This is a genomic window from Campylobacter lari (assembly GCF_001017575.1).
Classification (GTDB): domain Bacteria; phylum Campylobacterota; class Campylobacteria; order Campylobacterales; family Campylobacteraceae; genus Campylobacter_D; species Campylobacter_D lari_C.
In genome coordinates, this window is record NZ_CP011372.1 from 513,419 (window position 1) to 531,553 (window position 18,135).

General features: G+C 30.2%; 20 protein-coding genes. 7 read left to right on the forward strand and 13 right to left on the reverse strand.

Features of this window, described 5'->3' with window-relative positions:
- The first annotated feature begins 15 nt into the window (after positions 1-15).
- From kdsA to pyrF, 4 genes are read left to right on the forward strand one after another with little or no spacing between them, the layout of a single operon-like run.
- The gene (gene kdsA, locus CD56_RS02710; protein ID WP_039617873.1) at positions 16-819 is read left to right on the forward strand and encodes a 3-deoxy-8-phosphooctulonate synthase; all 804 of its coding nucleotides are present in this window, start codon (positions 16-18) and stop codon (positions 817-819) included.
- 11 nt (positions 820-830) lie between these two features.
- A complete protein-coding gene (gene ribH, locus CD56_RS02715; RefSeq protein WP_047208101.1) occupies positions 831-1,301 on the forward strand; it encodes a 6,7-dimethyl-8-ribityllumazine synthase in 471 nt (156 codons plus the stop codon).
- Position 1,302: 1 nt separating this feature from the next.
- Positions 1,303-1,701 carry a transcription antitermination factor NusB gene (nusB, locus tag CD56_RS02720; RefSeq protein ID WP_039617877.1) on the forward strand — a complete coding sequence of 133 codons (399 nt, stop codon included), beginning with the start codon at positions 1,303-1,305 and terminating at the stop codon, positions 1,699-1,701.
- Positions 1,698-2,381: an orotidine-5'-phosphate decarboxylase gene (pyrF, locus tag CD56_RS02725; RefSeq protein WP_039617878.1), complete on the forward strand. Its 684-nt coding sequence runs from the start codon at positions 1,698-1,700 to the stop codon at positions 2,379-2,381. The genes nusB and pyrF overlap by 4 nt, the downstream gene beginning before the upstream one ends.
- A 10-nt stretch (positions 2,382-2,391) precedes the next feature.
- On the opposite strand, the gene CD56_RS02730 is transcribed toward pyrF, so the two are convergent.
- From CD56_RS02730 to rpmH, 11 genes are read right to left on the reverse strand one after another with little or no spacing between them, the layout of a single operon-like run.
- A complete protein-coding gene (locus CD56_RS02730) occupies positions 2,392-2,805 on the reverse strand; it encodes an META domain-containing protein (RefSeq protein WP_039617879.1) in 414 nt (137 codons plus the stop codon).
- Between the two features lie 11 nt (positions 2,806-2,816).
- Positions 2,817-4,409 (reverse strand): MCP-domain signal transduction protein, encoded by a 1,593-nt coding sequence (locus CD56_RS02735; RefSeq protein ID WP_039617881.1) that lies wholly within the window; start codon positions 4,407-4,409, stop codon positions 2,817-2,819.
- Positions 4,410-4,423: 14 nt separating this feature from the next.
- Complete coding sequence (gene purH / locus CD56_RS02740) at positions 4,424-5,956, reverse strand: bifunctional phosphoribosylaminoimidazolecarboxamide formyltransferase/IMP cyclohydrolase (RefSeq protein WP_039617883.1); 1,533 nt, start codon at positions 5,954-5,956, stop codon at positions 4,424-4,426.
- Entirely contained in the window at positions 5,953-6,723 is a 771-nt protein-coding gene (locus CD56_RS02745; RefSeq protein ID WP_039617885.1) for a Dna-J like membrane chaperone protein, read from the reverse strand. Before CD56_RS02745 ends, purH begins: the two co-directional genes overlap by 4 nt.
- A 2-nt stretch (positions 6,724-6,725) precedes the next feature.
- Positions 6,726-8,903 (reverse strand): phosphoribosylformylglycinamidine synthase subunit PurL, encoded by a 2,178-nt coding sequence (gene purL / locus CD56_RS02750; RefSeq protein ID WP_047208102.1) that lies wholly within the window; start codon positions 8,901-8,903, stop codon positions 6,726-6,728.
- A gap of 12 nt (positions 8,904-8,915) precedes the next feature.
- Positions 8,916-10,244 carry a tRNA uridine-5-carboxymethylaminomethyl(34) synthesis GTPase MnmE gene (gene mnmE / locus CD56_RS02755; protein ID WP_047208103.1) on the reverse strand — a complete coding sequence of 443 codons (1,329 nt, stop codon included), beginning with the start codon at positions 10,242-10,244 and terminating at the stop codon, positions 8,916-8,918.
- The gene (locus CD56_RS02760; protein ID WP_039617888.1) at positions 10,241-11,086 is read right to left on the reverse strand and encodes a Jag N-terminal domain-containing protein; all 846 of its coding nucleotides are present in this window, start codon (positions 11,084-11,086) and stop codon (positions 10,241-10,243) included. The genes mnmE and CD56_RS02760 overlap by 4 nt, the downstream gene beginning before the upstream one ends.
- A complete protein-coding gene (gene yidC, locus CD56_RS02765) occupies positions 11,070-12,650 on the reverse strand; it encodes a membrane protein insertase YidC (RefSeq protein ID WP_047208104.1) in 1,581 nt (526 codons plus the stop codon). Before yidC ends, CD56_RS02760 begins: the two co-directional genes overlap by 17 nt.
- Positions 12,614-12,997, reverse strand: coding sequence for a membrane protein insertion efficiency factor YidD (yidD, locus tag CD56_RS02770; protein WP_039617892.1), 384 nt, complete (start codon positions 12,995-12,997; stop codon positions 12,614-12,616). Before yidD ends, yidC begins: the two co-directional genes overlap by 37 nt.
- Positions 12,985-13,311, reverse strand: a complete 327-nt coding sequence (rnpA, locus tag CD56_RS02775; RefSeq protein WP_039617894.1) for a ribonuclease P protein component — start codon at positions 13,309-13,311, stop codon at positions 12,985-12,987. The genes yidD and rnpA overlap by 13 nt, the downstream gene beginning before the upstream one ends.
- Positions 13,308-13,442: a 50S ribosomal protein L34 gene (gene rpmH, locus CD56_RS02780; RefSeq protein WP_012661270.1), complete on the reverse strand. Its 135-nt coding sequence runs from the start codon at positions 13,440-13,442 to the stop codon at positions 13,308-13,310. The genes rnpA and rpmH overlap by 4 nt, the downstream gene beginning before the upstream one ends.
- Before the next feature lie 138 nt (positions 13,443-13,580).
- Here rpmH and CD56_RS02785 point away from each other — a divergent pair, with 138 nt between their 5' ends.
- From CD56_RS02785 to CD56_RS02795, 3 genes are read left to right on the forward strand one after another with little or no spacing between them, the layout of a single operon-like run.
- Entirely contained in the window at positions 13,581-14,054 is a 474-nt protein-coding gene (locus CD56_RS02785) for a GNAT family N-acetyltransferase (protein ID WP_233431017.1), read from the forward strand.
- Positions 14,054-14,665: a uracil-DNA glycosylase family protein gene (locus CD56_RS02790; protein ID WP_039617899.1), complete on the forward strand. Its 612-nt coding sequence runs from the start codon at positions 14,054-14,056 to the stop codon at positions 14,663-14,665. Before CD56_RS02785 ends, CD56_RS02790 begins: the two co-directional genes overlap by 1 nt.
- A complete protein-coding gene (locus tag CD56_RS02795; RefSeq protein ID WP_047208105.1) occupies positions 14,662-15,879 on the forward strand; it encodes a hypothetical protein in 1,218 nt (405 codons plus the stop codon). Before CD56_RS02790 ends, CD56_RS02795 begins: the two co-directional genes overlap by 4 nt.
- Here CD56_RS02795 and CD56_RS02800 read toward each other — a convergent pair.
- Positions 15,857-16,237: a YbgC/FadM family acyl-CoA thioesterase gene (locus CD56_RS02800; RefSeq protein ID WP_047208106.1), complete on the reverse strand. Its 381-nt coding sequence runs from the start codon at positions 16,235-16,237 to the stop codon at positions 15,857-15,859. The two genes, CD56_RS02795 and CD56_RS02800, sit on opposite strands and share 23 nt — an antisense overlap.
- Before the next feature lie 10 nt (positions 16,238-16,247).
- The gene (locus CD56_RS02805; protein WP_047208107.1) at positions 16,248-18,053 is read right to left on the reverse strand and encodes a pentapeptide repeat-containing protein; all 1,806 of its coding nucleotides are present in this window, start codon (positions 18,051-18,053) and stop codon (positions 16,248-16,250) included.
- Between the last annotated feature and the right edge of the window lie 82 nt (positions 18,054-18,135).

Here is an 18,135-nt window from a genome sequence, read left to right on the forward strand (position 1 = left end):
AAACAAGGAAAAATGATGAAAAAAATGATACTAATAGCAGGGCCTTGTGTGATAGAAAATGAAGAGCTTGTTTTTAAGGTTGCACAAGAGCTTGAATGCTTTTTAAAAGATGATAGAATTGATTTTTATTTTAAATCAAGTTTTGATAAAGCAAATAGAACTAGTATTAATAGTTTTAGAGGACCAGGTCTTGAAAAAGGTTTGGAAATTTTGCAAAAAGTTAAAGATAAATTTGGCATGCAAATTCTTACTGATATTCATGAGAGTTCTCAAGCAAGTATTGCAGCTGAAGTTGTAGATGTTTTACAAATTCCAGCTTTTTTGTGTAGACAAACCGACCTTTTAGTGGCAGCTGCCAAAACAAAAGCTAAGGTAAATGTAAAAAAAGGTCAATTTTTAAATCCTGAAGATATTAAATACAGCGTGGCTAAAATTTTACAAACTAGAGGTATCAACGAAGAAGGTTTTGAAATAGCCAAAGAAAATGGGATTTTCGTAGCTGAGAGAGGTTCTAGTTTTGGCTATGGGAATTTAGTGGTAGATATGAGAAGTTTGGTTATCATGAGAAAATATGCTCCGGTTGTTTTTGACGCTACCCATAGTGTGCAAATGCCAGGGGCAAATGGTGGAAGTAGTGGAGGCAAAAGTGAATTTGTAGAGCCTTTAGCAAGAGCTGCGGCTAGTGTAGGTGTGGATGGATTTTTCTTTGAAACACACATTGATCCTTGCAAGGCTTTGTGTGATGGACCAAATATGCTTGATCTTTCAAGACTTAAAAACTGCGTAAGTACGCTTTTAAAAATTCAAGAAATCATTTAAAAAGGAAAAATATGAATATAATAGAGGGAAATTTAAGTTTAAAAGGTGATGAAAAAATTGCAATTATCAATGCAAGATTTAATCACATTATCACAGATCGTTTAGTTGAAGGTGCTAAAGATGCTTTTTTAAGACATGGGGGTAAAGAAGAAAACTTAAGTCTTGTTTTAGTGCCAGGTGCTTTTGAAATTCCTTTTGCGCTAAAACAAGCTTGTGAGAGTAAAAAATTTGATGGAATTTGTTGTGTTGGAGCAGTAATTCGTGGAAGTACACCGCATTTTGATTATGTAGCGGCTGAAACTACTAAAGGTATAGCAAGCGTGGGACTTGGAGCTAATATACCCGTAAGTTTTGGAGTTTTAACAACTGATACTTTAGAGCAAGCTATAGAAAGAGCGGGTAGTAAAGCAGGTAATAAAGGTTTTGAAGCTATGCTTACTGTAGTTGAAATGCTTAATTTAATCCAAAAAATTAAGGCTTAAAATGGCTACTAGACACCAAGTAAGACAAAGTATAGTTTCTTTGCTTTATGCAGCACAGTTAAATCAAGAAAATAAAGATTTTATCAATGAATTTTTAGATGAGAAAAAAATTCGTAATGACCAAAGAAAATTCACTCTAGATTTATATAATGGCATTAATGAGCAACTTATTTTGCTTGATGAGAAAATTAATGAGTGTTTAAAAGAGCATAAGTTAGATGGAGTAGCTAGTATAGAAAAGGCTATTTTACGCTTGGGTGCTTATGAGATTTTATTTACTTCTACACAAAAAGCGATTATTATCAACGAAGCTATAGAGCTTGCAAAGGAAATGGCAGGGGATAATGCTCCTAAATTTATCAATGGGGTGTTAGATAAAATCAACAAGGAAGAACAATGAAGCTTTGTGTGGCTTTTGATGTGGCAAGTTATGATGAATGCATAAATTTAGCTAAAGAATTAAAAGGTTTAGATCTTTGGGTTAAAATAGGGCTTAGATCGTATTTAAGAGACGGAATAAAGCTTTTAGAGGCGATTAAAAAAGTGGATGATTTTAAAATCTTTTTAGACTTAAAGCTTTATGATATACCAAATACTATGGCAGATGCTTGCGAAGAACTTGCTAAGCTTGATGTGGATATGTTTAATATCCATGCAAGTGCAGGTAAAAGTGCTATGTGTATGATTATGGAGCGTTTAAATGCTTTAAGTAAAAGACCTTTGGTGCTTTCTGTGTCTGCTTTAACTAGTTTTGACGAGCAAGAATTTTTTAGTATATATAAACAAGATATTAAACAAGCTGTTAAAGATTTTTCTAAAATTAGCTATGAAAGTGGTCTTGATGGCATGGTTTGCTCGGTATATGAAAGTTTGTTGATAAAAGAAAACACTAATTCAAATTTTATCACATTAACCCCTGGAATTCGCCCCTTTAAAGAAAATTCAGATGATCAAAAAAGAGTAGCTGATATACAGTGTGCTAAGGATAATTTGTCAGATTTTATTGTGGTTGGAAGACCTATTTATAAAGCAAAAGAACCTAGAAAGGTTTGCGAAGATATATTAGAGCATTTAAAATAAGCCTTAAGGCTTATTTTAAATATACTTTCATTTTTTTATTTTCCAAAATAATTCCATCATCGTTGCTAATAATTTGAAAATCTCCGTTGAAATTTCTTAAGAAATTATCTTCAAATTTCATAGACTCTTGATCGCAAAGCATTTTTGTTGATGCAAGATTATCTTCTATTTTTATACTATTTCCTTGATCTTTATAGCCACCAAAAAATCTATTACATCCTGCTATTCCAAAAAGTCTTTTGTCTTTATTATCAAAACTAATGCTTGCTTTAGAATTTTGAGGAAGTTCATAGCTTTTTCCATTAGCTTCATAAGAACTTATGGTAAATTCTTTATTTTGCAAATCATCTGTGCTTAAATTTGCCACAGAACACCCACTAAAAATAGCTAAGCTTGCTATACTTAATGTAATTATTTTTTTCATTTTGATTCTCCTTATACATGAAAATGTTTTAATTCATCTTCTAAATTTTGACAAACTACATTTAACTCATGAGCAACATCAAGTAAAATTTTTGAAATTTCTTCATTTTTATCACTTAATTTTACTGTTTCTTGCATTTTATCAAGTAATGATTGTAAAGTTTCTTGTGTGCTTGAGATTTTTTGCATACAAGCGTTTGCTAAATCTCTTGCATTTTCATTGCAAACCTTTACTTCATTAGTTCCTTCAACAAGATCTTTTGCATCTTGATTTAGAGAATTAATTTCTTTAGCATTGTGTTTTAACTCTTTGGAAACTTCATTAATACTATCTACTAATTGCTTGGTGACAATAGCAATATTTTTTAAAAATTCTTCTGAGTTTTGAGCAAGATTTCTTACATCTTCAGCAATAACTGAAAATCCACGACCAAATTCCCCAGCACGTGCTGCTTCAATACCTGCATTTAATGATAAAAGATTAGTTTTATCAGCAATTTCTCCCATCATGTCAGATGCTTTTTTAATCTCTTCTGCTTGTTTTTCCATAACTTCAACTTTTTGAGATAAAACATCTTCATTTTCTGCAACCACTCTTACTTTATCTACTACTTGGTTTAGCGAATCAAGCATGGCATTTAAAACTTCAAAAGATTTTGTATTTGCCTTGTTTGCATTATTTGAAAGTTCGGCAAGGTCTTGTAATTCTGTATGTATTTGCTCGCTTAAGTGGTAAGATTCATCGGTTTTTGTATGACCTTCTTTTGTTCTATTTGCTAAATCAAGTGCATTAGCATTTAAAAGCTTAGATTGTTTATCTACCATTTGAGAATTTTCATTAGTAGAAATCACTGCATTTTGAATTTTTTCAATAAATTGATTAATATAAGTACAAGCTTTACCTATCTCATCAGTACTTTTTATGTTGATTCTTGCGCGTAAATCTCCATCGCCACTAGCTAGCTCTTTTGCATGTTTTAAAAGATCTAAAACAGGATTTCCTACAACTATTTTTAAAATATAAAGTACAGCAAAAACAGTAAAAAGTAAAGCTATACTAAAAATAACAATATAAGTTCTAGCTGAGCTTGCCAAATCTTCATCTACATGTTTTAAGTCATTATACATATCCATAACTCCTAAAACATCGCCTTCTTTAGCGTTTGCATGGCAAGCAAGACAACCTTCGTTAGCAATTAATGGACGTACAAGTCTTAGATAGTGCCCTTGATCATTACTAATTTCAACTGCTTTAATTTCTGGCTTGTTAAATTGCTCATTGATAATACTTTCATTACTTTTTGTATATTTTTGCATTTCAAAAAGCTCAACGGTGCTTTTGGAAGGATAAATTTTAATATCTTTTATACCTTCTATCTCGCCTGCTTCTTTTATAGCTTGTTCTATAATGGCAGGATCACCCAAATTCATCGCCATTCTTAGTGTTTGAAAAACAGAAGTGCTTAAGGTATCTAAATTTGCACGGCTGATTCTATCGGTCGTTTGCTGAGAGTCTTTTTGTAAAATAATTTGCATAATAATAAAACTAATTAGCAATGTAGAAATCATTGCTAAAGATATCTTTGCACCTATGCTTTTAAACATTTAAGCTCCTTGTATTAATGTAAAAAGTGTCTTATACCGCTAAAATATAATGCAATACCATATTCATTAGCAGCTTGAATGATATCCTCATCTCTTATACTTCCACCTGGTTCAATAATAGCTTTTACACCTATTTTACTAGCCTCATCTATGCTATCTCTAAATGGAAAGAAAGCTTCGCTTGCTAAAACACAACCATTTAAATCAAGCCCCATTTCTTTAGCTTTATTAATAGCTGCTTTAGCTGCATCAATACGACTTGTCATACCCATACCAATAGCCACCATAGCACCATTTTTTACATAAACTACGTTATTTGATTTGGTAAATGCAGCAATTTTCATAGCTATTTCAAGATCTTTTAATTCTTGTTCGCTAGCTTTTCTTTCACTTTTTAACACTGCATTTTTTAATTCATCTTCTTTAACTTCATCACTATCTTGATATACAAAACCACCATCTATATGTTTAAAATCATATTTGTCATAAGCTCTAGTTAGAAATGGCGCTTTTTGTGTAAAGATTTTAATACGCTTTTTATCTTTAAATACTTCCAAAGCATCATCATCTACATTTGCTGCAATAATTACTTCTATATAAATTTCATTGATTTTTTGTGCTAATTCTTTATCTAAGGTTCCATTGATAGCTACAACACCGCCATAAGCACTCAAGGTATCGCATTTAAGTGCATGGATATAGCTTTGGAGTAAGTTTTCTTTTATGGCAAATCCGCAAGCATTTGCATGTTTTACAATGGCTACTGCTGGAGCTTTATCAAAAGCGCTTGCTAAGTTTAAAGCTGCGTTAATATCGGTTAGATTGTTAAAACTTGCCTCGCCTTTTAAGGTTGTAAAATTGTGTGTGAAAAAGTCATCAAATTCATATAAAGCACCTTTTTGATGAGGGTTTTCTCCATATCTTGTATTAAATACTTTTTGACCAACAATAAATTTACTTGCACCAAAACCACCATTAAAGCGCTCGTTCATATAATTTGCTATATAAGCATCATAATTTGCTGTATGCTCATAAGCTTTGATCATCAATGCTCTTCTAAAATCAAGATCTAAAGTATTATCTTTTAAAGCTTGTATGATTTTATCATAATCTAAAATATCACAAACGACAATGACATTTTTGAAATTTTTTGCACCGCTACGTATCATAGCAGGACCACCGATATCGATATTTTCTACAATTTCATCAAAATCTTGGGTTAAAATTGTAGTTTTTTTGAAAGGATATAAATTCACACAAAGCAAGTCTATGCTTTCTATATTATGCTCTTTAGCTTGCTTTTGGTGATTTTCATCTTCTCTTTTGTATAAAATTCCACCATGAATTTTTGGGTGTAAGGTTTTTACACGTCCTTCAAACATTTCAGGACTTTGAGTAAAATCACTAACTTCTTGTACTTGCAGGTTGTTTTCTTTTAAAAGCTTATAAGTGCCTCCGGTAGATAAAAGCTCAAAACCTAATTTTACAAGCTCACTAGCAAATTCTACTACCCCTTCTTTATCGCTGACACTAATTAGTGCTTTCATTGATTTTTCCTTTCTACGTATTGTTTTAAAAATTCATAAGATTCATTAACTTCTTGAAATTTTTTTACACCTTCTTTTATTTTTGCTTCATCGCTGTTGTTTGCGTTTAAAATATCAGGATGGTATTTTTTAGCAAGTTCTCTATAGCGTTTTTTAAGCTCTTGTAAATTTACATTTTCGCTTACACCTAAAATCTCACATGCTTTTTGCAAATTCATACCCACTTTTTGAGTTTGCATAGAATTTAGAAGTCTCTCAAGTATGTTTATATCAAGATTAAAGGCTTTGACAATGGCTTTTAATACATCTTTTTTAGTGCTGTTAAGTTCCCCATCAATCAAGGCCATTGCGACTAAAACATTTAATATATTAATTCTTTCTTGTTGAGGCAAAGGTACTTCTTTGATGAGTTCTTTGGCTACTTCATAGGTGTCATTTAAGGTGTTTTTGTGTTCATTAAAACTTTGTTTTAAAAATTCTCTTTCTCTTGAATCTTTGGCATTGTAATCAAGAATTTGTGAGATCATGTTAGCTTCATTTTCGCTAACTCTACCATCACTTTTTGCTATTTTTGCTAAAAGTGCTATAACATAGTAGTTTAATCTTCTTTTAAATCCATCAATTCTTTCTTCGTGATAGCCTTGTTTAAAACCTTGAGAGAAACTTTTAGCTCCTTTTTTAAAAGAGCCCAAAAGATCATCTTTGCCCCATGTTTTATAATACCAATAAAATGCCAAAATTGCCAATACAAGTAAAACAAAAAGCATTTTTATCCTAAACACTCATTAAATTTATCAAAATAAATTGTTTGTAGTTTTGCTAAAGATATCTTAATATCATCTAAAATGAAATCTTTTTCATTTAAATTTCCAAGTTTTGTAAATTTAATTCCCATTTCATTTGCAAATTTGATAAATTTTTCTTCATTTTTAACACCAACTATAACTCTTGTTGGACTTTCTTCAAAAATAAAACTCTTATCTTCAAAATCAGTCTTTACTTCAATACCTAAATTTGCCTTTGCGCTCATTTTAGCTAAAGTGATAGCAAGACCACCTATGCCTATGCTATTAGCACAATCAAGCAATTTTGCTTCGTTTGCTTTTAGTAAGAAATCCCATAGTTTTAATTCTGCGTTAAAATCTATATCTTCAAGCTCTCCTGCCACTTTTTTATCTAGCACTTTAGCAATCAAAGATCCACCAAAAGCACCTTTGCTTTCTCCAAGTAGATAAATAGCACTAGTGTCTTTACTAAAATATGATTTTAAAACATTTTCTGCTTTTTCATTTACTCCAACACAAGCTATGGTTGGACTTGGAAAAATACTCACTCCATCAGTTTCATTATATAAAGAAACATTGCCGCTTACTACAGGAGTGTTGAGTTCTTTACAAGCTAGTTTAATACCTTCGCAACCTTGGGCAAATTGCCACATTACCTCAGGATTTTGTGGGTTGCCATAGTTTAAACAATCACTAATTGCTAAAGGTCTAGCTCCTGAGCATGCTATTTTTCTTCCTGCACTTGCAACGGCCGCTGCTGCACCGATTTTTGGATTTACATAGTTTAATCTTGAGTTGCATTCAATGGCCATAGAAAGTAAGCAGTTATTTTCTTTAATTCTAATACTATTTGCACCTAAAGCCCCATCACTTTTTAAAGTATTGGTTTGTACGCTTGAGTCAAATTGCTCATAAATATAAGCTTTATTGCTAACATTTTCATCTGAAAGGAGTTTTTCAAATGCTTCTTGGATAGGAATGTTAAGTTTAAATTGATAGTTTTTTATCTCATCTAAGTATTTTGGCTTAGATATAGGTCTATCAAGTATAGGTGCTTTTTCGCTTAGTGGTTCAATAGGGATTAAGCCAACTAATTCATCATGCCAAAATAGCTCCATTTTGCCAGTATCGGTAACTTCACCTATAATGGCTGCATCAAGCCCCCACTTGTTAAAAATTTCAATAACTTTTTCTTCATAGCCTTTTTTAGCACAAATTAGCATTCTTTCTTGAGATTCACTTAGCATTAACTCATAAGGGGTCATACCTTCTTCTCTCATAGGAGTTTTGTCAAGATAAAGTTTCATACCACTACCACTGCGTCCTGCCATTTCAAAAGAGCTTGAAGTAAGTCCTGCTGCACCCATATCTTGAATTCCAACTATATAATCAGTTTTGAAAAGTTCCAAACAAGCTTCCATTAACAATTTTTCAGCAAATGGATCGCCAATTTGCACAGTTGGTCTTAAGCTTTTACTAGATTCATTAAAACTATCACTTGCCATTACAGCTCCACCAAGTCCGTCACGACCGGTTTTTGAACCCACATAAATTACAGGATTGCCTATACCCTCAGCTTTTGCATAAAAAATATCTTCGATTTTGCAAGTTCCAAGCGCAAAAGCATTAACTAAGATATTTCCATTAAAACATTCATCAAAAGCACATTCTCCGCCTATGGTAGGCACACCCATGCAATTACCATAGTGCGAAATTCCACTTACTACACCTTTAACTAAATATTTTTGATGTTTGCCTATTTTATCATCGTGGATATTGCCAAATTTTAAAGAATTCATACCTGCAACAACTCTTGCACCCATAGTAAAAACATCGCGTAAAATTCCACCCACACCAGTAGCTGCACCTGCGAATGGCTCTATAAAACTTGGGTGATTATGACTTTCTACTTTAAATACAGCTGCCATTCCTTTACCTATATCTATTACTCCAGCGTTTTCACCAGGACCTTGGATTACCCAAGGAGCTTTAGTTGGAAAGCCATTAAGGTATTTTTTGCTTGATTTATATGAGCAATGCTCGCTCCACATAGCAGAAATTACTCCAAGCTCTAGCAAATTAGGCTCTCTACCTAGTATGTTTAAAATTTCTTGATATTCCTCATCGCTAATTTTGTGTTGTTTTATAACTTCTTTATCCATTTTCTCTCCTTTTTATTTACCTAAACAAAAATTACTAAACATAGCATCTAAAATTTCGTCTCTTTCAAAATCTTTTGTAAATTGGGCTATCTCTCCTATGGCTAAATTTAATTCAAAAGCAAAAAGCTCTAAAGAATTTTCTTTTAATAAATCTCTTGCACGCAAAATAGCTTCGCTAGCGTTTTTACATGCATTGAGTATTAAGGTATTGCTAATTAGCATTCCATCACCATCTAAAGTATTTAAGTATTCATTTAAATTTTCCTTAATGACTTGGGTGTTTTTTTGAGCACAAATGTGTATACAAGAAGTGCTAATTTCATGTTTAAATTTGGTAACTAGATCACTTTTGTTTAAAACATAAATGATTTTTTTATTACAATTTTTTAAAGCTTGTAAAATTCGCTCATCTTCTTCTTCAAATTCTTTAGATCCATCAAAAACAGCTATGATGATATCTGCTTCTTTAATGCTTTCATAGCTTAAATTAACTCCGATTTTTTCTATCTCATCATCTGCATTTCTTATACCTGCTGTGTCGATGATTTTGATTAAATGTGAGCCTATTTTTAAACTTTCCTCGATACGATCTCTTGTAGTACCTGCAATATTAGAAACAATAGCTCTATCAAAAGCTAAAAGTGAATTTAACAAGGAGCTTTTTCCTGCATTTGGCTTACCGATAATAGCAACTTTAAAGCCCTCTATAAGTCCTTTTTTACTTAAAGAAATATCTACTATATCGCGTAAAAGTTTTGAATTTTTTTCACACATAGTAATGATTTGATCAAGTAAATCTTGTGGCAAATCTTCATCTGCATAATCAATACTAGTTTCTACAAAAGCAAGAGTTTGAACAAGATCTATTCTAATGGTATTTAAAAATTTACTTAAATCACCTTTAATATTTTTTGCTATGATATTTGCAGCACTTGCTGATTTTGACATGATGGCATCTTGTATACTTAAAGCTTTTAAAAGATCCATTTTTCCATTTAAACAAGCTCTTTTGCTAAATTCACCAGGGTTAGCAAGACGTGCTCCTGCTAAAATAAGCTCATCGAGTAAAATTTCACTTAAAGAAAAGCCTCCGTGGAGTTGAAATTCTACTATATCTTCTCCTGTAAAAGAATAGGGTGCTTTAAAATAGATCACTAAAGCTTCATCTAAAAAATCATTGTTGTTTTTATAAAGTTTGCACAAATGTGCATAGCGGGGTGTTAGTTCTTTTTTGCGGGTAATTTTTAATGCAAGTTCTAAAGCTTTTTCTCCACTTACTCTAATAATACTTATAGAGCCCACTCCATGGGCTGTGGCAATAGCTGCTATCGTGTCATTCATTCATTTTTCTTCAAAAAATCATTTACAACGATATATCTTTGATCGTCATTTTGTTTGATAGCTACATATTTATCAGGAAAACGTTCTCTTAATTTTTCTAAAGCAAGTTTTAGCCAAATTCCATCAAGTGGTTTTGTTTGAACTCTTCCTGTGCTTTCTACTTTTTCTATAAGAATTTTTAAATAATTTTCTATAGCTTGGGTTTGATTTTCTAAAAATTGAGCAATTTCTAGTCTTGGTTGAATTTTGTATTTAGCGCTAAGCCAATTATAAAGTAAATAAGAAAAAGCTTTATATCTATGAGCTTCTTTTCCTATAAGTAAAGCCGCATCTTCTCCATCAAGTTTTATTAATACGCAATTTTCATCCCAAATGCTAACTTGTACAACTTTGATGTCAAAATCAAAAGTTGCCAGTAACTTTTCTAGTGAAATTTTTATCTCATCGATATAAGAAGCGATATTTTTTTCTTCTGAGGATTCTTTATGAAATGAATCAAAAATAGCATCATTTTTTACCTTATAATGCTCTTTAGGTTGGGCAATATCTTCAATTTGTTTTTGAAAATTTTCTTTGTATTCTTTCTTTGATTCGTTTTTATCAAAGTTTTTTTGCATATGCTTGTTAAATTTTTCATTATGAAATTTTTTAGTTTTTTCTTGATGAGGTTTTTGAGTTTTTTTATGCCCTTTAATACAAATAATAGCGTTTTTTCTAAACAAACCAAAAAATCCTGTTTTAGCGTGTTGAATAACTTCATATTCTAGATCAATCACAGAGCACTCAAATTTCTTTGAGGCTTCTATGAGTGCGGTTTGTAAGTCTTTAGCTTCTATGTTCATGTTTAGCTATTTCCTCTTTTTTGTGGTTTTTGAAAAGTTTATTTACAATCACTTGCTGAATAAGTGAACATATGTTATTTACACACCAATATAAAGTTAAACCTGCTGGGAAGGTTAAGAAGAAGAAAGTGAAAATTAATGGTAAAAATTTCATAATCTTTTCTTGCATAGGATCTTGTATAGCCATTGGTGTGATAAGTTGTTGGATAAACATAGTTAGACCCATAAATATAGGTAAAATAAACCATGGATCCATCACAGATAAATCTGTAATCCAAAAAGCCCAAGGTGCAGCTTTTAGCTCTATAGCATTTAGTAAAACTCTATAAATTGCAAAGAAAATTGGAATTTGAATAAGTATAGGTAAGCATCCACTCATAGGATTTGCGCCATGTTTTTTATAAAGTTCCATCATGTGCAAATTCATCTTTTGTGGATCGCCTTTATAACGTTCTCTGATTTCTTTCATTTTAGGTGCTAAATCTTTGAGCTTATTCATAGAAACCATTGATTTATAAGTAAGTGGGAAAAGAATAATACGTACGATTAAAGTCATCACTACAATAGCCCAACCCCAGTTACCCATGTAGCCATGTAAGAAATTTAAAAATTCAAACATAGGTTTAGCTATAAAAGTAAACCAGCCATATTCCACAACATCATCTAAATCCGCATGAATGCTTCTTAAAATTTCATGCTCTTTTGAGCCAACATAACCACTTGCTTTAAAAGTATTTGTTGCACTTGCAAAAACGATAGAGTTTTCGTGATTATCTTTAGTAACTACAGCATTAAGTGGTTTTTCAAAATTATAAAAGAAAGCACTATAATAGCGATCTGAAGCTGCCATAAGGGTTACATTAGAAAAACTTTCATCATTTTCTACATCACCATCTTCTAACATTGTAATTTTATCATCTTTATCTAAGATTAAAACCCCATGTACTGTATAGCTATCAACTGCTATATTTGGACGATAACCTGGAGTGATAAAATAAGCTGCGCCCTTGCTTAGATTAACCTCTAAATCATAGTTTCCATATTTATGGAAAGTGATTTTTTTAGTTACTACTAAATCATTTAGATTTTGAGTAAGAATTAAGGTTGTGTTTTCATCACCTACATTGATAGTTTTTTGACTTGTGGTGTATGAAGTATTAAAAGCTTCTTGATTAATTTTTGCATCGCTAAATCTTACTTCTAGTGGTAAAGGCGATAAAGAAGTATCTACTAGATTAATACTTTTACCATTTTCGTCTTTATATTTTTCATCACTTAGATAAAATTTAGCTATTCTACCTAAAGAGTCAATATGCGCTTCAAAATGCTCACTTTTAACAACTGCTATTTCTTCTTTTTGATTAACACTAAGTTCTGTTTTTGGAGCTTGAGTGTTTGTGTTTGTAGTGTTTTGTGGGGCTGAATTGTTTTGTTCTATTTGGGTGATATTTTGCTCAGTTTGTGGAGCTTTGGGGATAAAAAAATAATCATAAACTACAAAAAATAAAAATGATAATACAACAGCAATTAATATGCGTTTTTGTTGAGATAAATTTTCTGACACGGATTGTCCTTTGGAAATATAATCTTAATTAAAAAAAATTGATTATCGTTGCAAGGGATATAAAGATAGTTGAGTTGTTTTAAAGCATTAAAACTAGGTTTAAAACATATACCTGAGTTTAGATTATTCTTGCGTATTTTAGGATAATCAATACCACCTTTAAAAAACGGATTGCATTTTAAAATTCTTAAAAAAACTGCACCAAATGCCTTAAAAATATTATTTTTTTTAAATTGCCACAAGGCATATTCAGAGCAACTTGGGTAATACCTACAGCATTGTGGTTTAAAAGGACTGATAAAGAGTTGATAAAATCTGATAAGTTTTAGACAAGCTATTTTATACATCCTATTTTTTTCAAACCCCATTTCAAGTTTTTTTCTAATTTTAAAAAAGGAATTTCAGTGATACTTGTTTTGGCTACAAGTATATATTTTCCGTTTTCAACTTGATTTTTAACCTGAAAAAAAGCTGATCTTAAGAGCCTTTTGGCTCTATTTCTTACGACAGCTTTTCCAACTTTTTTGCTAGCAACAACAGCGAATTTTTTTTCATCACTTAAAGAGTAAAAGATGATCATGCCTTCGCAATGCCATTTTTTACCTTCTTTGTAAATTGTTGCAAACTCTCCTAAGTCGTTAATACTTAGAAAATCTTTTATACCGCTAATCTTTTTCTACCTTTAGCACGTCTAGCATTGATCACTTTGCGACCATTTTTACTTTTCATACGTACGCGAAAACCATGAGTTCTTTTTTTAGGGGTTTTATGTGGTTGGTATGTTCTTTTCATATTTTTTCCTTAACTTAAAATAAAAAACAAAATAATAAGCGAGTATGTTAGCAAAATCTTACTTAAATCTGCTTTTAATTAAGAGTTATTTTAAAACTTTTTGCTAAATTTTGATTTTATTTTGTAAATTAAGGAAAAATAATGGCTTTTGAAATTTGTGAGAGTAAAAAGGAAGATTTAGAAAAAATTTTAGAATTACTCAAAGAGCTTGCTATTCATGAAAATATGCTTGATGATGTAAAATGTACAACTAAAGAACTTGAAGAATCATTTTTTAAACATGAATACGCTAAGGCCTTGAGCTTAAAGGTTGATGGTGAGATAATAGGTTATGTGATGTATTATTTTACTTTTTCATCTTTTTGGGGTTTGGGTGGATTATACTTAGAAGATATTTACATACAACCAAAGCATAGAAAAAAAGGTTATGCTAGAGCTGTTTTTAAATATTTAGCGCAAATTTGTAAAGAAAAAAATCTCAAACGCTTAGAGTGGGTTTGTTTAAATGATAATGATTTGGGCATTGAATTTTACACCAAGTTAAATGCAAGACATATGAATGAGTGGAGAACTTATCGTTTAGAGGGTAAAAATTTAGAAGCATTGATGTAATGAATAAACGCAGTTTGTATTATCTAAAAGCTTTTGGTTATGAATACTTTAATGAGCAAAAGCAAATTAGGTGTTTTAACTTAAGCTTTAAAGAATTAAACGAAAGAGTGAAAACTTGCAATCTTTGTCATTTTTCCAAATTAAGAAAGCATAGTTTAATGGAAAAAGAAGCCAAAAATGCTAAAATTTTGATTTATCAAGCCTTTATCGATAAAGAAGAAAATGAAAGTGGAAAGTTTTTTGCTTCTAAAAATAAGCAAGAGTTTTTAATGCTTTGTAAAGAGCTTTTAAATTTAAAAGAAGATGAAATATATTTTTCTTATATGTTTAAATGTTTTAGTAATTTTAAAATGGATGAACAAGCATTAAAATTATGCTTACCATATTTTTATAACGAGCTTGATTTTGTAAAAGCAAAGGTTATTTTATGTCTTGGTCAAGAAGCTTTTGCAAGTTTGGGTTTTGAGAACTTTCAAAAATACAAAGGGCAATGTATGCGTTTTAATAATGCTTTGCTTTTGCCAAGTTATGATTTGAATTTTGTGAGTAAAAATCCTAGCTTTTATGCTGAATTTATAGATGATATTAAAAAAATAAAAGGTTATTTATGAGAAAAAGTTTAGTTTGTTTGATGATGAGTTTTGTTTTAACTTTAAGTGCTTTTGCAAAAGAGCAAAAACCATCGCCCATAGAACCTAGTGAGTCTTTTTATCCTAATTTAGAATTTCAAAATTGTGATAATGATTGTTTATTTACTTTGCTAGAAATAGGACTTTATTTTAATTTCTTATCAAGATTTAACAATGATAATACAAATGAACTTTTGGTTAATATCTATACTAAACTTTTAAACTCCATTATAGATTTTGAAAAAAGAATTCAAAAAAATGCTAGTGTAAAACTAGCTATTATTATACCTGAGCAAACGATTAAAAGTTATTCTAATACTATTATAAATTCAAGCATAGCGTATTTATTAAGACAAAGAGCACAGATAAAAGTAAAGGTGTTTTTAATAGGCACAGAAGATGAGAACAAGATAACTAAAGCACTTAAACAGGCTCAAGATGAAAAATTTAACTATATCATAGCAGGTTTTACAGATAAGGGTGTGAAAAATTTATTAAAAGAAAATCTTGATTTAAATGTAAAAGTTTTTATTCCTACTGCACATAAAAGAAATTTTGATACGCAAAATGAAAATGTGTATTTTGGAAGTATAGATTATCAAAAACAAATTCAAAAACTTTTGGAATACTCCAATGGTAAAAATATCATTTTTTCAGATGGAACACCTTTGGCAAATCGCTTAGATGAGAATGTTTTAAACGCAAGTAATGGTAGTGAGAAAATTTACACTATCAATAGTTCTAAATTTGATTTTAGAAGTATTTTAAATCAAAATAGAAGTTTTCAAGATTCTAGTATTATTTTAAATACTTCTTTGATTAAAACAGCGCTTATAAGCTCACAAATAAGAACTTATGATATAGAGCCTTTTGTGTTATTATCAACTCAGATTAATTATAATCCTATTTTACTAAGTTTAACGCAAATTAACGATAGAAAAAAACTTTTGCTAGCAAATTCCATTTCTAATGAGGATCAAACTCTAAGCTATCTTAATGAGCTTTTTTCGCAAAATATTAACTATAACTGGATAGCGTATGCAACTAGCGTGGGGCTTGATTATTTTTATACGCAGTTTTTAGATAAAGACTCTCAAAGAATTTTCGATGAGAGTTTAAATAATAATCAATTTGACTATAAGGTTAAGATCATACGCTCGCAAGGCTTAGGTTTTACTCCTTTGCAAGATCAGTAAAAACTCTAGTTATAGCCTCATCTATAGGGGCTACTTTTTCATTTTTTAAAAAGGCTAGGGTAAATTCAGCCTCAAAAAGCTTGGTGTTATCTTTGTAAATCTCTTGTTTTATGCAAACTGAAGCTTTTTTAAGCTTTGTGATAAATGTTTTTACTTCTATAAGATCTCCAAGTTTAGCGGGTTTTAAAAAGTTACAATTTGCTTTAGTAAGTAGGAAATGTCCTGTGTTTTTATCAAAAATTTTTGCGTTTTTTTGAAAAAATATCTCACTTCTTGCTCTTTCGCAAAATTTTAAGTAGTTGCTATGATATACCACTCCACCTGCATCGGTATCTTCATAATAAATTCGCATTTGCATTTAAAATCCTTTAGTTTGGTATGATAGTGTTTTTTCTTGCTGTTTTTTGAAGGGAAAAGATGATTAAACCTACTATTAGTGTATAGAGTGTGATTAAAAGATTTTCAAAAGCATTATAGTTGTTATCTCCGATGAGATTTGCTATGCCAAAGATTAGTTTTGGTTTATAGCAAATCACCCAAAAAATAATTATAGAATTAATGCTAACAAATGCTTTCATTGTATCTATACACCTAAATAAAGCTAAAGCAGATAAAATAAAACTTCCTAAAGCGCTTAAGTATAATCCGTAAAAGTTGAATGTATTTAAAATACATAAGCCGTGTTTGTATAGTTTTATCATAAAAAGCATATACACAAACATTCCTATGGTTATGATTAGCCATTTTACATTTAAAACTAAATCTGTATGATGATCGCAAAGTTTGCGATAAAAGAAAATTTGCCATTGCTCGATTATATCTTTTAAATTTTTAATTTTTTTGTGTTTTAGTTCTAATTCTCTAGCATAAAGCTCTTGTGCTCTTAATTCTGAAGCATCGATTAGATTGTGATGAGTTATGCGGTTGCTTTTTAATTTTCTAAATAAATCTCTTAAATTTAAAAATTCATCATAATGATTTTTTTCTATTTCTTCTTCTAATTCTTCATGGTTGTATTGTATGCAATCATGCTCTATATTAAACTGATTGGAAAAAGTACAATTTATGAATTTTGGTTTGTTATCTAAAGTGGCATTGTCAAAAACTACGATATTGTTAAATATTACATTTTTAAAATTTAAATCTTTTGTATATATGTTTTCAAAATTGATAATGCCTTTAAAAGTAATATCTTGAAAATGGTATATTTGCTTTGTTATATTATTAGTGCTAGTTTTATCTCTTTCTTTATTGGAAATAAATTTAACATTATTAAATTCCACTCCACTAAATTTGATTGTATTATTAAAAAAAGAAGTGTTTACAAACCTAGTTTCACCTTCAAAACGCGCTACATTAAAATCAACCCTAGCTTTAAATTCTGCCCTAGTGAAAGAAGTTTTACCTTTAAAAACTGCTTCTCTAAAATTATTTTCTATGTTTTCTTGATTTGTATACTCAGCTAAGAATTTTGTATTTATAAATCTAGCTTCACCTTCAAAACGCGCTACATTAAAATCAACCCTAGCTTTAAATTCTGTGCTATCAAAATAGGCATTATCTTTAAAAACTGCTTCTCTAAAATTATTTTCTATGTTTTCTTGATTTGTATACTCAGCTAAGAATTTTGTATTTATAAATCTAGCTTCACCTTCAAAACGCGCTACATTAAAATCAACCCTAGCTTTAAATTCTGTGCTATCAAAATAGGCATTATCTTTAAAAACTGCTTCTCTAAAATTATTTTCTATGTTTTCTTGATTTGTATACTCAGCTAAGAATTTTGTTTCTATAAACCTAACTTCATCTTCAAATTTTGTTAAACCAAAATCAACTTGATTACCAAAAATCGTGCTTGAAAAACTAACTTTTTTTTCAAAAATACATTGAATAAAACTAACTTTTCTGTGAAAGCTAAATCCTCTAACAATGATTTGATTTTTAAAAATACAGTCTATAAAAAATAATTCTATATTATCATCTGCAAAATAAATATAATCGATTTCGCAGTTTTTTATAGTGATTTTATTTATTTGTTTTTGTTTTAGAATGTTTAAATCAATTTCACTAATGTTAGAGTTGTGAATAGTTATTGTATTCTCATTTATTTTTATATTTGTATCTTTGATATTTTCTTGTATCAATATACCATAAGATTCTAGAAGCTTTTGCATTTATTTTGCCTTGTTTTATGTGTCTAATAAAATGTAAATTTTATCTAAAATGCTATAAGAAAAGCATAAAATATTCTTGATT

Coding starts and splice junctions, on each gene's coding strand:
- kdsA (WP_039617873.1), top strand. CDS start 16: ATGAAAAAAATGATACTAATAGCAGGGCCTTGTGTGATAGAAAATGAA.
- ribH (WP_047208101.1), top strand. CDS start 831: ATGAATATAATAGAGGGAAATTTAAGTTTAAAAGGTGATGAAAAAATT.
- nusB (WP_039617877.1), top strand. CDS start 1,303: ATGGCTACTAGACACCAAGTAAGACAAAGTATAGTTTCTTTGCTTTAT.
- pyrF (WP_039617878.1), top strand. CDS start 1,698: ATGAAGCTTTGTGTGGCTTTTGATGTGGCAAGTTATGATGAATGCATA.
- CD56_RS02730 (WP_039617879.1), bottom strand. CDS start 2,805: ATGAAAAAAATAATTACATTAAGTATAGCAAGCTTAGCTATTTTTAGT.
- CD56_RS02735 (WP_039617881.1), bottom strand. CDS start 4,409: ATGTTTAAAAGCATAGGTGCAAAGATATCTTTAGCAATGATTTCTACA.
- purH (WP_039617883.1), bottom strand. CDS start 5,956: ATGAAAGCACTAATTAGTGTCAGCGATAAAGAAGGGGTAGTAGAATTT.
- CD56_RS02745 (WP_039617885.1), bottom strand. CDS start 6,723: ATGCTTTTTGTTTTACTTGTATTGGCAATTTTGGCATTTTATTGGTAT.
- purL (WP_047208102.1), bottom strand. CDS start 8,903: ATGGATAAAGAAGTTATAAAACAACACAAAATTAGCGATGAGGAATAT.
- mnmE (WP_047208103.1), bottom strand. CDS start 10,244: ATGAATGACACGATAGCAGCTATTGCCACAGCCCATGGAGTGGGCTCT.
- CD56_RS02760 (WP_039617888.1), bottom strand. CDS start 11,086: ATGAACATAGAAGCTAAAGACTTACAAACCGCACTCATAGAAGCCTCA.
- yidD (WP_039617892.1), bottom strand. CDS start 12,997: ATGTATAAAATAGCTTGTCTAAAACTTATCAGATTTTATCAACTCTTT.
- rpmH (WP_012661270.1), bottom strand. CDS start 13,442: ATGAAAAGAACATACCAACCACATAAAACCCCTAAAAAAAGAACTCAT.
- CD56_RS02790 (WP_039617899.1), top strand. CDS start 14,054: ATGAATAAACGCAGTTTGTATTATCTAAAAGCTTTTGGTTATGAATAC.
- CD56_RS02795 (WP_047208105.1), top strand. CDS start 14,662: ATGAGAAAAAGTTTAGTTTGTTTGATGATGAGTTTTGTTTTAACTTTA.
- CD56_RS02800 (WP_047208106.1), bottom strand. CDS start 16,237: ATGCAAATGCGAATTTATTATGAAGATACCGATGCAGGTGGAGTGGTA.
- CD56_RS02805 (WP_047208107.1), bottom strand. CDS start 18,053: ATGCAAAAGCTTCTAGAATCTTATGGTATATTGATACAAGAAAATATC.